The organism is Pseudomonas sp. A214 (assembly GCF_900156295.1).
Classification (GTDB): domain Bacteria; phylum Pseudomonadota; class Gammaproteobacteria; order Pseudomonadales; family Pseudomonadaceae; genus Aquipseudomonas; species Aquipseudomonas rhizophila.
On sequence record NZ_LT707062.1, the window covers coordinates 5,140,798 to 5,156,349 of the forward strand.

General features: G+C 61.2%; 11 protein-coding genes. All 11 read right to left on the minus strand.

Annotated elements, in window-relative coordinates; all coding sequences use genetic code 11:
* Nucleotides 1–7: 7 nt before the first annotated feature.
* Nucleotides 8–1,078: a class I SAM-dependent methyltransferase gene (locus BW979_RS22900; RefSeq protein ID WP_076385842.1), complete on the minus strand. Its 1,071-nt coding sequence runs from the start codon at nt 1,076–1,078 to the stop codon at nt 8–10.
* On the minus strand, nt 1,068–1,925 hold the full coding sequence (locus tag BW979_RS22905) for an NAD-dependent epimerase/dehydratase family protein (RefSeq protein ID WP_076385844.1): 858 nt from the start codon (nt 1,923–1,925) through the stop codon (nt 1,068–1,070). Before BW979_RS22905 ends, BW979_RS22900 begins: the two co-directional genes overlap by 11 nt.
* On the minus strand, nt 1,922–3,148 hold the full coding sequence (locus BW979_RS22910; protein ID WP_076385846.1) for a class I SAM-dependent methyltransferase: 1,227 nt from the start codon (nt 3,146–3,148) through the stop codon (nt 1,922–1,924). Before BW979_RS22910 ends, BW979_RS22905 begins: the two co-directional genes overlap by 4 nt.
* On the minus strand, nt 3,145–3,705 hold the full coding sequence (locus BW979_RS22915) for a dTDP-4-dehydrorhamnose 3,5-epimerase family protein (RefSeq protein ID WP_076385848.1): 561 nt from the start codon (nt 3,703–3,705) through the stop codon (nt 3,145–3,147). Before BW979_RS22915 ends, BW979_RS22910 begins: the two co-directional genes overlap by 4 nt.
* Nucleotides 3,702–4,784, minus strand: a complete 1,083-nt coding sequence (gene rfbG, locus BW979_RS22920) for a CDP-glucose 4,6-dehydratase (RefSeq protein WP_076385850.1) — start codon at nt 4,782–4,784, stop codon at nt 3,702–3,704. Before rfbG ends, BW979_RS22915 begins: the two co-directional genes overlap by 4 nt.
* Complete coding sequence (gene rfbF, locus BW979_RS22925; protein ID WP_076385852.1) at nt 4,766–5,539, minus strand: glucose-1-phosphate cytidylyltransferase; 774 nt, start codon at nt 5,537–5,539, stop codon at nt 4,766–4,768. The genes rfbG and rfbF overlap by 19 nt, the downstream gene beginning before the upstream one ends.
* A gap of 256 nt (nt 5,540–5,795) precedes the next feature.
* Nucleotides 5,796–9,368, minus strand: a complete 3,573-nt coding sequence (locus BW979_RS22930; RefSeq protein ID WP_076385854.1) for a glycosyltransferase — start codon at nt 9,366–9,368, stop codon at nt 5,796–5,798.
* 93 nt (nt 9,369–9,461) lie between these two features.
* Entirely contained in the window at nt 9,462–11,027 is a 1,566-nt protein-coding gene (locus BW979_RS22935; protein ID WP_047226221.1) for a flagellar hook-associated protein 3, read from the minus strand.
* A 13-nt stretch (nt 11,028–11,040) separates the two neighbouring features.
* On the minus strand, nt 11,041–13,107 hold the full coding sequence (gene flgK, locus BW979_RS22940) for a flagellar hook-associated protein FlgK (protein WP_047226220.1): 2,067 nt from the start codon (nt 13,105–13,107) through the stop codon (nt 11,041–11,043).
* A gap of 10 nt (nt 13,108–13,117) precedes the next feature.
* Nucleotides 13,118–14,422, minus strand: a complete 1,305-nt coding sequence (gene flgJ / locus BW979_RS22945; RefSeq protein WP_076385856.1) for a flagellar assembly peptidoglycan hydrolase FlgJ — start codon at nt 14,420–14,422, stop codon at nt 13,118–13,120.
* A 10-nt stretch (nt 14,423–14,432) separates the two neighbouring features.
* Nucleotides 14,433–15,518 (minus strand): flagellar basal body P-ring protein FlgI, encoded by a 1,086-nt coding sequence (locus BW979_RS22950; protein WP_160892017.1) that lies wholly within the window; start codon nt 15,516–15,518, stop codon nt 14,433–14,435.
* Nucleotides 15,519–15,552 lie beyond the last annotated feature (34 nt).

Consider the following 15,552-nt stretch of genomic DNA (forward strand, 5'->3'; position numbering starts at 1 on the left):
CTCGTGGTTATTGGAACGAAGCACTGTCAACGGCGTGGTAGACGTAACGCCCACCGGTCATCCGCTTGATCTCTTCAAGGTAATTGGAATTCATCACAAACACGTGCGCCCCTTCAGGCAAGGTATCCATCGCCTCATCCGGTGAGCAGACACGCGCGCCACTCAAGGGTAGATACCGTCCCTGCTTGGCCGGGTTGATATCCACCACGCAGTCCACCGCCACACCAGCGCGTTGCAGGAACAGCGAATAGATCACACCTTTGGACGAAGCCCCCCAGATCGCCGAGCCCTGCTGCGGCGCAGCCTGGATAATCTGCACCGCGCGCCCGAGACTGGCAGTGAAGCCGTCCGGCAACGCGAGTTCCGCCGCGGGTTCTTCCGGCGTCAGGCGCAACGTAGCCAGGTCAGCCACGATGTACAGGTACTGGCCGCCGAACAGATGTCCGGCTTCATGCACCGTGCCGAACATTCGGCGCAGGTCATCGAGGCGGAAATAATTGACATGCTCGTAGAACAGGTCGAACCAGGCGCGATGCTCCAGGATCCAGTCCAGGCATGGCACTTCGATGTAGATCTGGCCGCCCTGATTGGCCGCTGCGATTTCGGTGAGAAAGCTCAGCGGGTCCTGGATGTGCTCAAGCACATGACGAAGCACCACCGCGTCGGCCGACAGGCCCAGGTCACGAGTGAACGGCGCCTTGATCACATCGGCGTTATCGCCCTCGTAGGCCGGGTCGATGCCCGTGATGGCGTAGCCACGCTGCTTGAGCAGTTCCAGGAAATAGCCCTTGCCACAACCGACCTCGATCAGCTCCTGGGCGCTGAAGTGCCGGGCAATGATGCCTTCTACCTCAGACAGATGCCGCTGGAACTGAGCCGAGTGGGCCTGTTCGTTCTGATAATCACTGTTGTAGCTGAGCTTGTCGGCATCGAATGCCTGGTTGAAGACCAACCCGCTCACTTCGTCCTGGACGAGTACCATATCGGCACACGCCGAGGCTTTGGCCGACTGCTCATCGGCAAAGGTCCGGTTTTGCAAAACCGGAAGACCGGTGGCCCGGTACAGCTCACGCGTCATGTGCGGCTCCCAATAAGTTTTGCAAACGGTCGGCCACGCCCCAGAACGCCATGGGTTCGTGAGTCGGGTAAGGATAATGGCCCAGGTTCAGGCGAAGGGCGGCACCACGCTCGCGCAGGTGTGCTTCCACCAGCGCGCGCACTGACACCGGTTCGCCGCTGGAACAATTGACCACGCCATTGAAACGGCGCCGCAGCAGCAGGCCAGCCAAATGGGCGGCCGCAGTCTCGATCGGCAGGTAATCGCGCAACTGCTCCCCCCCGGACATATCGAATACCGCTGCTTGCGCATCGATGGCCCGGTCCAGCGCCGCCAGCAGGCTGTTGGGGTTCTGGCCAGCGCCATGCAGGTAGAACAAGCGGGCCCACTGCAAGGTAAAGGGATGCTCGCGTTGCAGGTGTTCGAGAAACAGGCGCAAGGTGTTTTTCGCCAATCCGTAAGGATTGGCCGGTTGCGGCGCAGTCTGCTCGTCGAGCGGCCCGCTTTGCAGGCCGTATTCGAAACAGGTGCCAGTGACCAGCACTTGGGAAATGCCTGCCTCGACGGCCTTTTTGATGAAGCGATAATCAGCCATCAAGTTGTGTTCGAAATGAAACAGTGCCTGGTAATTCGGCAACCCAGGCCAGGCCAGGTGCGCCAACGCATCGACCCCTTCGACCAGCGCCGCGACGTCCAGCGCCTCGTCGTGGACATCAGCCGCCACGAACTCGACCTGGTCGAACCAAGGCAATGCTCTCGCCGGTTCGACCCGACGAGCAACAGCCCTTACCTCACAGCCACGCGCTAGCAACGCCTGGACCAGATGACGGCCGACGAACCCTGTAGCGCCAGTCACCAGGACCTTCATAGCATCGTCAACTCAGGCACGGCTATCACGAACTGCCCACCCCATTGACGAACCTCGGCCAACTGCTGGCTGACTTCGCTCAACAGGTTCCAGGGCAGGACGAGGACGTAATCGGGTTTCTCCCGCGCGATACGCTCGGGCGATACGACCGGGATTCGGCTGCCCGGCAAGTACTTGCCCTGTTTGTGCGGATTGGCATCGGCTACCCATGCCAGCAGGTCGGGTTTGACCCCGGCATAGTTGAGCAACGTATTACCTTTGGCGGCCGCGCCATAACCGACCACATGCTTGCCATCAGCCTTGGCCTGCAACAGGAAGCGCAGCAAACCATGCTTGATGGCCTCAGCGGCCGGCGCCAGGGTGGCGTAATACGCAGAGGTTTTCACGCCAGCGGACAGCTCAGCCTGCAATTGCTGTTGCACCGTGGCCAGCACCGGACGACGCTCGCCATCGGAGCGCTGGACGAACACCCGCAACGAGCCGCCGTGGGTCGACAGTTGGCTGACATCGAATACTTCCAGCCCGTTGCGCTCGCACAGTGTTTGCACGGCCGTCAGCGACAGGTAGGAAAAATGTTCGTGATACAGGGTGTCGAACTGCTGCCCGGCCATCAGCGTGAGCAATTGCGGAAACTCAAACGTCGCGACGCCCGTCGGCTTCAGCAGCGTGGCGAAACCAGCGAGGAAATCATTGATGTCCGGCACATGGGCGAGCACGTTATTGGCCGCCATCAGGTCGGCTGCCCAACCCTCACCCATGAGTTGCAACGCGGTATCGCGGCCAAAGAACAGCTCGCGAATTTCCAGACCTTTTTCACGAGCCGCCTCGGCGGTGCTGCGGGTCGGCTCGACGCCCAGGCACGCAATGCCGCGCTTGGCCACGTACTGCAACAGGTAACCGTCGTTGGCGGCAATCTCCACCACGCGGCTGTCCGGGGTCAAATCGAAGCGTTCGACCATCTCGGCCACATAGCGCTCGGCATGGGCCAGCCAGGTACTGGAGAACGAACTGAAATAGGCGTAGTCGGCATCGAACAGACTGTCGGCGCGGGTGTAATCCTCGGTCTGTACCAGCCAGCACTGCTGGCATACCGCAACCTTGAGCGGCACCCACTGCTCGGCCTGCTCCAGTTGGTCGGCCCGCACGTATGCGTTGGACGGCGGCGACGTGCCAAGGTCAATCAGTGGCAACACCAGGGCAGTCCCGCAACCTCGGCAATTCATACACGCACTCCAGCGAAATGCTCGTCGAGCAAGGGATGGCTGCTGTCCCGCATCGACAGATTATTGACAGGCAGCGGCCAGGCAATCGCCAGCCGCGGATCATTGACCGATACGCCACCCTCATGCTCCGGGGCGTAATCGGCACTGTGCAGATACAGGAGCTCGGCATCGTCGGTCAGGGTCTGGAACCCATGGGCAAACCCGGCCGGGATCAACAGGCTGCGGCCGTCACCCGCCGTTAAATGTTCGGCATGCCAGTGCAGGAAAGTGTCGGAATCGGGGCGCAAATCCACCGCCACATCCCAGACCCCACCGCGCAGGCAAGTGATCAATTTGGCCTCCGGTTGCGCCGCGCTCTGGTAATGCAGACCCCGTACGCTACCTCGCTCACGGGTGCAGGAATGGTTGATCTGACGGATATGAAACGGTTGGCCGAACGCGCTCAGACTGCCCTCGCAGAACAGCCGGGCAAAATGCCCGCGCTGGTCTTCGAAGCGTTTGTGCTGGACGCTGAACAGCCCGGCAAGAGGCAATGCCTTTAACAAAAACTCGCTCACAACGCGCCTCGGTACAGGTTCAATTGGCCGAGGGTGACCTGACGCATGTCATCGCCGTTTTGCCACGCCAAATGCCAATCGAGGGTCTGGGCAAGACACTGCTGCAACGACCAGCGCGGTTGCCAACCCAGCAACTGACGGGCACGGCTGCTGTCCAGGCGCAGCAGGCCGGCTTCATGCAAATCACTCGGTTCGATCCGTAGGCCCGGGGCCAGCGGCCAGCGCTCGGCGAGCAACTGGACGACTTCGCCGACGCTGCACATGTCGGCCTCGCCGGGGCCAAAGTTCCAGGCACCGGCAAACTCCGGGCCTTGCTCATAGAGGCGTGCGGCCAATTGCAGGTAACCGGCCAGCGGCTCCAGGGCGTGCTGCCAGGGGCGTACGGCCTGGGGATAACGCAGCGTCACCGGTTCGTCCGCCGACCAGGCCTTGAGCACGTCTGGAATCAGCCGTTCAGGGGCGAAATCACCGCCGCCCAGCACATTACCGGCCCGGGCCGTGGCCAGGGCCAGGCCGTGTTCGGCGTAACGATCGGCGGAGAAAAACGAGGCGGCATAGGACTGCGCCAGCAACTCGCAGCAGGCCTTACTGCTGCTGTAAGGATCGTGGCCACCCAGGGCTTCGTTTTCGCGGTAGGGCCACAGCCATTCCTGATTGGCGTAGACCTTATCGGTAGTGACCAGGACACAGGCTCGCACGCCGCCAATCTGGCGGACCGCTTCGAGCAGGTTCAGGGTGCCCATGACGTTACTGGAATACGTGCCCAGCGGATCGCGATAACCCTCGCGTACCAATGGTTGAGCCGCCAGGTGCAGGACGATCTGCGGCTGCACGTCGGCGAGCACTTCCAGCAACGCGCCGAGGTCGCGCAAATCACCGCGCCGATCATCGATGCCCTCGCCTACCCGTGCCAGCTCGAACAAGCTGGGCTCGGTGGCCGGATCCAGGGAAAAACCGCTGACCCGAGCGCCCAGGCTTTGCAGCCACAGCGCCAGCCAACTGCCCTTGAAACCGGTGTGGCCGGTGACCAGCACCCGCTTGCCGCGCCAGAACTCCGGGCTCAACCCCATTGTTTCCATGGGGCCTCCCCGCTTTGCCACAGGGCCTCAAGATGATTTTTATCGCGCAGGGTGTCCATCGGGTGCCAGAAACCGTCGTGCTGGAACGCCTGCAGTTGCTGTTCCGTTGCCAACGCTGCCAGCGGCTCGGCCTCCCAGGAAGTCTGATCGTCAGCAATGTAAGGCAGGACCTTCGGCGAGAGGACAAAAAAACCACCGTTGATCCAGCCACCGTCACCCCGAGGTTTTTCGGTGAAACCCAGGACGCTATCGCCGTCACGCTCCAGCGCACCGTAACGTCCAGGAGGCTGGACTGCCGTCACCGTGGCGAGCTTGCCGTGCGCCAGGTGAAAATCCACCAGCGCACCGATGTTGAGGTCCGAGACGCCGTCGCCATAGGTAAAGCAAAACGCCTCTTCGTTTTCCAGATAACGCGCCGCCCGCCGCAGCCGGCCGCCGGTCATGGTGTCTTCACCGGTGTCGATCAAGGTCACGCGCCACGGCTCGCTGTAGTTCTGGTGAACGTCCATGCGGTTGTTGCACATGTCGAACGTGACATCGGAGGTGTGCAGGAAGTAGTTGGCGAAGAAGTCCTTGATGGCGTAGCCCTTGTAGCCCAGGCAAATGACGAAGTCGTGGATTCCATGGGCGGAATACTGCTTCATGATGTGCCAAAGAATTGGCTTGCCACCGATCTCGATCATCGGCTTGGGCTTGAGGTGCGACTCCTCGCTGATCCGCGTGCCGAGACCACCTGCCAAGATAACTGCCTTCATCGTCTCCCCTCTTGTCCATCACCGGGCTCGGCCAAGCGTTGTTTCGCTTTGCGGGCGCGGGGATTACACCTTCGATGCCGATCCGGGCGCCGCGGAATGCCGCAAGCGCTCGTTTTATGGCGATATGAGGGGGGCTTGCAGGAAACGCGCCAGCTCGCCGGAGGGGATTTGAATCAAAACAGGGTTGAATACTGATCTTAGTGGCGAGGGAATTTTATCCCCTCGCCACAGGCCTTCCGGCCCAAACAGCTCATGCTCAGTCCGGCAACCAGCCCCACAACCAATGCTGCAAGTTGTCGCCGCTGAGCATGAAATCACGAAGCACCGCTTCGCGCAGTTCATCGCCCATGCGGTAGCTGGCGTCAGGGTCGGCCAGGTGCATGCGGATTGCCGCGATCCATTCCTCGGTACTGTTGCTGCGCACCTTGGTACACGGCAGGAAGCCGTCGTAGGCCTTGGTGTCGGTGCAGATAACCGGATAGCCGCAGGCGCCGTACTCCAGCAAGCGCAGGTTGCTCTTGCAGTCATTGAAGATATGGAATTCCAGCGGGGCCAAGGCCAAGTCCAGGTTCAGGCTGGCCAATTTGGAAGGATAAGTGCTCAAGGCAACCGACCGGTGGAATTCATGGATGTACGGCCGCAGCGCATCCGGACACATACCAAAGAAGACCCACTCCACCTCGCCTGCCAGCTCGCGAACCACGTCCGCAATGATCTCCAGGTCGCCGCTGTGACTTGTCCCACCTCCCCAACCCACTCGGGGCTTGGAGGACGTACCGCGGCGACTGGTCAACCGACTCCATGGCTTGGGCGGCAGCATGTTGGGCACGATACGGATCTCATGGTGCATGCTGGACAACGCATCAGCGAGCGACGGCGTCGTCACTACCACGCGATCACACAATCCGATCCCTTCGCGCAGCATCTGCTCGATATTGACCGGCTTGTTGCGCGCATGAGTGTTTTTCTTGGGCGCATTGACGACGTAATCGTCAAGCTCGAAGATCCGCAGGGCATTGGAATACTTCTTCATCCTCAGGATATCGCCGGCGGCACCTTCACTGTAGCGCCCCTGCAAGACGATCGTATCCGGCGACAAGCGCTCGACTTCAACGGTCGAAGGCGATTCGTAGGCGACTCGGGCAATCACCCGTCCCGCAGCCTCCAGTTCGGCCAACGGAGCCGTAACACGATAATGGCCGACCGCGGTGGCGTTGACCGGCAAGCCAAGCACCAATGGCAACGCGCGGGTGCAGAACGGATTCCAGTTGTTGCGCAGCGAAGGCTCCAGGCTGAAGCTTGATGCCCCCAGGCTCAGCGCAGGATTGTAGGCAGGATCCCGGGCAATCTGCGGCAACCATCTACGAGAGAAGATTTCGTGTTCGCGCTCCATCAACGTGGTTTCGTCCGGCCGGACAACGCTCGATTGAGGGTCGATTTTCATCACGGTGGCGTAAGGCGTCCAAACCACCAGATAGCCGTGCTGGCCAGCGCGCAAGCACAGGTCGGCATCGCTGAGACCGAGGGTAAAGGACGCTTCGTCCAGGTAGCCGAGCTCATCGAAAACCTGCTTGCGCACCATCAGGCAGTCGCTGCTGACCGAACTCCAGTTCTGGGTGGTGTGCAAACGTTGCATATAGCCCCGGGAAGCCGCTGGCTCACCGTAGAACGGCGTCCCCACCGGCCCGGCCAACCCGAGAATCTGCCCGCCGCCAACAAGAGCGCCTTGAGGGCTGAGGATCCTGGCACCTACCACCGCGACCTCAGGTCGCTGGGCATGATTGATCATCTCATCCAGCCAATCATTATCGCGGACGATCGTGTGCGCACTGAGCAGTAGCAAGTATTCACCACTGGCTTGGCTGGCGGCAAAATTACGCACGGCGGCGTCATTGGCCTCGCCGACATGACGCAGTACCCGCAGCATGCTCGCCCCCAACTGCGCCATGCTCGCCAGCCAGTCGAGCATAGCCGGATCCTGAACGCCGCTGTCCACGATCAGGATTTCATAATGGGTATAGGCAGTACGCTCGATCAGGCTTTCGGTGCAGTGTTGCAACGCCGCAAGCGAGTCGCCGGTACGCACGATAATCGACACCAGCGGACGTGCACCGTGTCGATAGTTGATGCGATTGATCAACGGCATCGTATCCGGTGAGATCTTGTGTTCGATGCCGATACGATCCAGATGCGCGCCAACCAACCGGGCATTGCCTTCGATGACCTCGGGCAGCGACAACCATTGGGCGAAGCTCAGGGCCGACTCGACCTGGATTTCCGGAATGTGTTCGATGGTCTGAGGGCCGGCCTCTTCCACCAGGCGCCAGAGCAGATCGTGGGGCGCCAGTTCGCCCTGGGTCGGCTCGAAGCCGCCCGCGGTCATGAACCGCTCACGCTCGAAAGCCAGGGTCCGACCGACATAGGGATAGGCGCGCATCAGGTCCAGATTGAAGTCCGGCTTGAATACCGGCTCGAAGGACTCCCCGTCCACCAACGCACCTTCATCACTGTAGACGCAAAGAATGCCCTGCCTCCCGGCCACGCGCTCGGCCAGGATCAGCAATGCCGAATCGCGCAAGACGTCGCCCGCTCGCAGCAGATAAAACCAGTGCGCGCCTTCCAGCTGTGGAACGATGGCATTGAGCTGACGCGGCCAATCGGCCTGATAAGGCAACTGCAGCACTCGCTCGTCGACCTCGCAATGCGCATCGGAAAGCACCACCACGGCCTGGGCGCGATACAGCTGGCCCTTGATGCTACGCAACGTCGCCGCAAGCGACGTCGCATCACCGAGGGCGTCGATGATCACAGGCACGATGTTCGGCTGAAATGGCCAGCTATCGATGCGCGCGGGCATGACACGCCGCTCAACCTCGCTGAACTGGCGGACGCTCAGCCATTCGCGGTAAAAGTCGGCGTAGCTCTCACTTTGCGCCCCTACCCGACCATTGACGACGGTATTGCGGTTGCCCAGCACGCGGGTTACGCAGAGTTCCTGCCAGGCATGAGGCTGGTCAGTGATTTTGTTCAAATCGATGCAGCGCACCCAACCCGAGGCCGGAGCCGCTTCGCCGCTGCGCGCAACAAGCATCTGCGCCAGCCACCCCCCTTCTGCCTTCGCGGCCTTGAGCATTTCCGGAGTCTTGCTCAAACGCTCCGGGTACAGCCGCTCGACACTCAACACGGTATTCAAGGCAATCAAGTTGCCACGACGCATCAGGCAGACGAACAAAGCAAAGTCGAGCAAAGCGACAAAACCGGCACCGTCCTGAAGGAGCGCCGGCAGCAATTCCAGCACATCGGCGCGGCGCATCAGCGTCGAACTGAAATTGCCAACAAAGTTGGTCAGCGTGCTCTCGAAAATCGCCAGCATGTCATCGCCCTTGAGCAGGGCATCGTTCGGCGAGAAGCGGCAATTGTCCACACGAGGCGGCAAGATGAAGTTACCCGCGTCACACAACAACCGAAGCGCGAACACAACGCTGACGTCAGCATGATCCATCAACGCCTGGGCCTGCATCGCAATGCTCGGCGCAAACAGCCGATCATCGTCGCACAGCACTTTGATGAACTCGCCCCTGGCCTCTTCGACACAACGCAACAGGTTGCCCTGAAGCCCCAGTCGCTGCGGATTTCGCAGATAGCGGATCGGATGGGACGGCTCAGTGAAGGAATCGACTATCCGGCGAATCTCATCGCCAGGCGAATCGTCGCAAACAACGATTTCGATCTGCTCGTAAGTCTGGGCCAGGGCACTGAGCAGTGCCTGATCGAAGAACCGGGGGTTGTACGCAGGAATGACAATACTGACGAGGGGCAATGGTTTCACGGCGAAAACTCTCGAGCGGCGGGCCCCGACCTTTTCAGGCCGGAGCCCCGGAACCGCTTAAAAAAGACGGTTGGCGGCTCGGTCGATACCGGCTCAGATCTTGTTGAACAGGCCCAGTTGGGTGATCTTGCTGAAAGCCAGTTGCGAGGCTTGCAGCATGGTCTGTTGCAACGTCAAGCGGGTCATCACTTCGGCCGGATCGGAATCGCGGATCGACGATTGGGTCTGGCTATTGGCCAACAACAAGCTCTGGTTCGTGTCGCTTTGGGTTTCCAGAGCCTGACCACGCCCACCTACCGAACTCAAGGCGCTGGACAACTGATCGGTGCCGCTGGCCAGGTTGCCAATACCGGAGGCCAGCGAAGCCTGCAGCTTTTGCAGCGCAATCGGATCGTTGTTGGTTGGCGTGCTCAACGCGGTTTTCAGTTGGTTCACGGTGTCCAGAATGTTCTGGGTCTCGTGGGTATTGACCGCGATGCTGAACTGATCGTCCGCACCGGGCGTACCGTCCAGGGTGAAGCTCACGCCCGAGGCGGTGGCCACGTTGCCGGCCAGGGTGCCGCTGGACACCGGCTGGCTGTTGGCGGTCAACGGCGCGGCGTACAGGTCGAAGTCGGTGGCGCTGGTGAACTTCAATACGGCCGAACCGGTAGGGAAACTGGCGTGATACGCCACCGGGTCGGTGATCTCGCTGCCCGTGACCTGGACGGTGGTCGGGTTGCCCGGGCTGCGGGTCGCGGCAAAGGTGTCCGGCTTGGCGGCCAGGGTGAAGGTATGGCCCGGCAACACGGTATTGGCATCATCACCGGTTTGCAGATTGATGTTCAGGGTCAGTTCCAGACCACGGAACTGCACCGCCTGACCTTTTTTGCTGCTGGGATCAAAAGCGCCGCCCTGGCTGGCTTCGGCGGTGACGTCGTTGCCGCCGGAGTCGGTGATTCTCAGCTGCGTGCCGCTGGTGAATTCAACGGTATAGGGTTCGCCGCTGCGGAATTTGCTGTTGTAGCTGACACTGGACGAGACCTGACCGTTGGACAGCACCACGCGACCATCGTCCACCGCCGGCGCGGTCATGGTGACCTGGCTGCGGCTGGTGTTGACGGCCTGCTGGAACACTTCCCAGCCGGTGCTGTTGGTGGCCATCGACATGGTATCGCCGACCGGCAGGTCGAGGGTCACCTGGTCACCGTTGTAACTGTAGCTGCCATCGTTGTTGCGGGTGAACGGGATGGTGTCGCCCTTGGAACCGGCAAAAATGTACTTGCCGTTTTCGTCCTTGCTGTTCATCAGGCTGAGCAACTGCTCTTCGATCTGCGCCAGCTCCGAGGCGTTGGCCTGGCGGTCGGCGTCGGTGTAGCCAGCGTTGCCGGCACCGACGGCCAATTCCTTGGCGCGCTGCAGCACGTTGCCAATGCTGGTCATCACCGCTTCAGTGGTGCCCAGCGTCGCCTTGATGGTGTTGGCGTTGGTTTCGTACTGAGCCAGCATCGAGGCCTGTGTGCCCAGTTGCAGCAGACGTGAAGCCCCTACCGGGTCATCGGCAGCGGTATTGACGCGCACCAGGCTGCTGGCCTCTTCGCTGGTCTTGACCACATTGGCGAAGTTTTTCTGATAGTTCGCAGCCGTGGATTCGTAAAACTGGGCGGTAGAAATTCGCATGGGCTACGACTCCTTAAAGACTGTTGATCAATGTGCTGAAGATTTCCTGCGCAGCCTTGATGATCTGCGAAGACGCGGTGTAGTACTGCTGATACTTGACCAGGTTGCCGGTTTCTTCGTCCAGGTCCACGCCCGACAGCGAATCGCGAGCGCCCTTGGCGTTATCCAGGATCGCGCCGGTGGCAGCGCTGTCGAGCTTGCCCTGGGCGGCCTTGGAACCTACGCCCTCCACCAGCTTGCCGTAGGCATCGTTCAACGAAATGCCCTTGCTGGCGGAACCGGTGTCCACGGTCTTGGCAGTCTGCAAACCGGCCAGGACAGTGCCGTTACGGTTATCCAGGCTGCCGGCCTGGCTGACGCTCACATCGATCGCGGCACCGTTGGACGGTGCGCCAGCAATCGACATGTCGAAGGTGACGGTACGCTGCACCGGCGGTGCCGAGGAGTCCATGATCGGGTTGCCGCTGGCATCCTTGAGTGGAACGCTCAGGCTCAAGGTATTGCTCTGGCCGGGCTTGATCGTGCCATTGCTGATCTCGACACCCGTGGCATCGAGCAACTGGTAAGCCTGGCTGGTACCGTCGGCGGACGTCGCGCCGAAGACCACCTTGACTGGCATCGAGGTCTTGATGCCGTTCTGGATGATGGTGGTGGTGGCTTCGTCGTAGATGTCCAACTGCGACGTCATGGTCGGCTGGCCGCTGGCCGGAATGGTCAGCGTACCGCTGCCGCCCGGCACGATGGCTGCGCCCAGCGGCGCGGCAATCGCCAACCGCTTGGAGTCGGTCATCTCGGTCTTGATACTGGTCGCCGCGTTGCGGGTCGGGGTGATCTTGAACGAATCGCCAGCGGCAGCGGTGCCATTGGCGAAGGTCATCGAAAAGCCGTCGATCACCGGCGGCGGCGTCGTCGCGGTATTGAACGAACCCATCGAAGTGCCGTCAGGCAGGCGCTGGACCGTGTAGTCGGTGGCGCTGGTGAACTTCACCTTGTAATCATTGGTGGTCAGCGCGCCGGTGTCTTCGATGGCCACGTTGAAGTTGCCGGAACCGGCGCTATTGTTCAACGCGGCAATACTGCGCTGACTCATCTGCGCGGCACTGTTGATGTTGGTGAACAGGTTGGAACCGAAGGCGCCGTTCTTGTCGATGCCCGAGGCCTGGATCGCGTTCATCTGGTCGGCGACCACCAGGGCCACGCGGCCCAGTTCATTCATGGCCGGGTCAAGCACAGTGCTGCGATAGCGCATCAGGCCGCCGATCTCGCCGCCGGTAAGTACCTGGGTGAGGTCCATGACACTGGAACCGCTATTGAGCTGGATCCCCAGGCGGCCCGGATCGTTCTTGTCCGGCACGGTTTCCAGGGTGTTGACCGTATTGCCCATCACCAACGGCTGGCCGGAACCCAAGTAGATGTCCAGGCTGCTGCCGTTCTCCACGATCTGAGTGCCGGTGAAGGCCGAGAGCTGGAGAATGGTCTGGTTGCGGGCGTCGAGCAGGTCGTTGGGAGCACCGCCGGAGTTGGAGACTTCGGCGATTTTCTTGTTCAACTGAGCGACGGTGGTAGCCAGTTTGTTGACCTGATCGACCATGCTCGACAGGTTGCCGTTGATGTTCTGATTCTGCTCCGTCAATTGGCTGGCGACCGAATTGAAACGATTGCTCAAGGCTTGCGCATCGCTGAGCAGCAACTGACGGGACGCATCATCGCCCGGCTTGGCGTTGACGTTCTGCACCGAGGCGAAGAACTTGGTCAGCGCGCCATTGAGGCCCGTGCCGCTGTCCGACAGCAAGGCATCGAGCGGGGTGATCTGCCCTTGATACGCGGCCGCATCGCTGTTGAGCGAGGTCGTGGTCTTCAACTGCGCTTCAAGGTAGGCGTTATAGACCCGGCGCACATCGGCCAGGGTGGTGCCGGAGCCGATGAAGACGTTGCCGTATTGATTGGACGCCTTGGTGGTCTGCACGGTCTGCTGACGCGAATAACCGGCGGTATCAACGTTGGCAATGTTGTTACCCGTGGTCACCAATGAGGTCTGACTTGCGGACAGACCCGACATCCCGATGTTGAGCAAACTCATGGTTCAGACCTTATAAAGTCGTAGTGGCGCCAGCCGAAGCGTAGTTTTGGTAACTGGTCATCTGCCGGGCTATATTCGAAATCTTGCTGGCGTAGTTCGGGTCGGTGGCGTAACCGGCCTTCTGCAACTCACGCACAAACTGTTCCGGGTTATCGGCCGACTTCAGCACATCTTGATAGCGACTGTTGCTTTGCAGCAGATTGACCAGGTCATGGAAGCTGTCGCGATACGAAGCGTAGGAACGGAACTGGGCCGTCTCCTTGACCATCTCGCCATTGCGGAATTCGCTGGTGATCGCCCGCGCCGAATCGCCCGTCCAGTTCTTGCTGGCCTTGATACCGAACAGGTTGTGGCTGCTGCTGCCATCAGGCTGACGCATGACCGACTTGCCCCAGCCGGTTTCCAGGGCCGCCTGGGCCACCAGGTAACGAGGGTCCACGCCGATACGGTCCGCGGCTTCCTTGGCCATTGGCAGCATGGCATCGACGAACTCGTCAGCATCGCGGAAGGCCTTGCGGGCTGGCGCCAGGGGTGGCTGCGCCACGGCACGCCCGTACACCTGCATGGACTCGCTCGGCTCTGACGCCTTGAGCGCGGCCAGCCAGTCGCCATTGGCCAGTTCGCCGGTGGCAGGCTTGACGGCGGTGATGGCACGATCCGGCAAAATATTCTGCGCCTTGACGTCAGGCGCGACGGCAGCCGAAGGCACCAACCCGGCAAGCAGCCGATCGGCCAGTTTGGGCGGCAAGGCCAGGCGGCGCTGGTTGAGCAATTCCATGTCGTTGCGGTGAACGCCCTCGCCCACCCCTTGCGGCGCACTCACGGCCCGCGAAGCCCACAGCGGACGCTGGCCGTTGGAGCGCGACAATGGCCCGTCGGGCAACGTGCCGGCGGCAATGGGCGTCGGCACCGGGGCCTTGACGGCCTCGTCCAACGCTTGCTCCTGCTTGCCGGCCGACAGCGTTGCCGCCTCGCCTGACACCAGGGGTTTGTTCTTGGACATCTGGCGCAGCAGCACGTCGGCCAGGCCGATACCACCGCCCTCGCGAGACATGGAAACGGCCAACTGCTGGTCGTACATTTCCTGGTACTGCTTGGCTTCAGCGGTATTGAGCGGATTGTCCTTGCCCATCGACTCGGTCGCCGCACGCATGGACTTGAGCATTTCACCGATGAACAGCGACTCGAATTCCTGCGCCACTTTGCGCAGGTTGCCGTCACTGTTCTTGTCGCCGACCTTGAGCTGGTTCAGGCGATTGAGGTCCGAGTAGGAACCCGAATCCCCGCTGATCAAAGCGCCCTTGCGCATATCCATGGCTCGTTCCTTAAATCACGATCAGGTCGGCTTGCAACGCGCCGGCCTGCTTCAAGGCTTCGAGAATCGCCATCAAGTCGCCCGGCGCCGCGCCGACCTGGTTCACCGCCCGGACAATTTCATCCAGGGTAGTGCCCGGGCCGAACTTGAACATCGGCTTGGCTTCCTGCTCGGCATTGACCCGCGAACGGGGCACCACGGCGGTCTGGCCGTTGGACAAGGGTCCAGGCTGGCTGACGATCGGGTCTTCGGTAATGGTCACGGTCAGGCTGCCGTGGGTCACCGCGGCGGGTGAAACCTTGACGTTCTGGCCGATCACAATGGTGCCGGTGCGCGAGTTGATGATGACTTTCGCAACCGCCTGGCCCGGATCGACTTCGAGGTTCTCCAGGATCGACAAATAGTCGACCCGCTGACTCGGATCCAGAGGCGCGGTGACGCGCACCGAGCCGCCGTCGATGGCCTGTGCCACGCCAGGGCCGAGCATGTCATTGATCTTGTCAACGATGCGCTTGGCGGTCGTGAAGTCATAACGGTTGAGGTTCAGAGTCAGGCTGTTGCCTTGGTTGAAACCGCTCGGCACCGCACGTTCCACCGACGCACCACCAGGAATGCGGCCAGCCGACGGAACGTTGACGGTGATCTTGGAACCGTCACGGCCTTCGGCGTCAAAGCCACCCACCACCAGGTTGCCCTGGGCGACGGCGTAGACGTTGCCGTCGATACCCTTGAGCGGCGTCAACAACAGGGTGCCGCCGCGCAGGCTCTTGGAGTTACCGATGGACGAAACAGTGATATCCACCTGCTGCCCGGGCTTGGCGAACGCCGGCAGGTCGGCACTGACCGACACCGCCGCCACGTTCTTCAACTGCACGTTGCCCGAACCCGCCGGCACCTTGATGCCGAACTGCGACAACATGTTGTTGAAGGTTTGCAGGGTGAACGGGGTCTGGGTGGTCTGGTCGCCCGTGCCATTGAGACCCACGACCAGGCCATAGCCGATCAACTGGTTGGAGCGCACGCCGGAAATGCTGGCGATGTCCTTCAGACGCTCGGCTTGAGCGGTGAAGGCCGCCGACATCAGCAGTGCCCCCATCAACAGCTGCTTGAGATTCAACCGCTTAAGATTC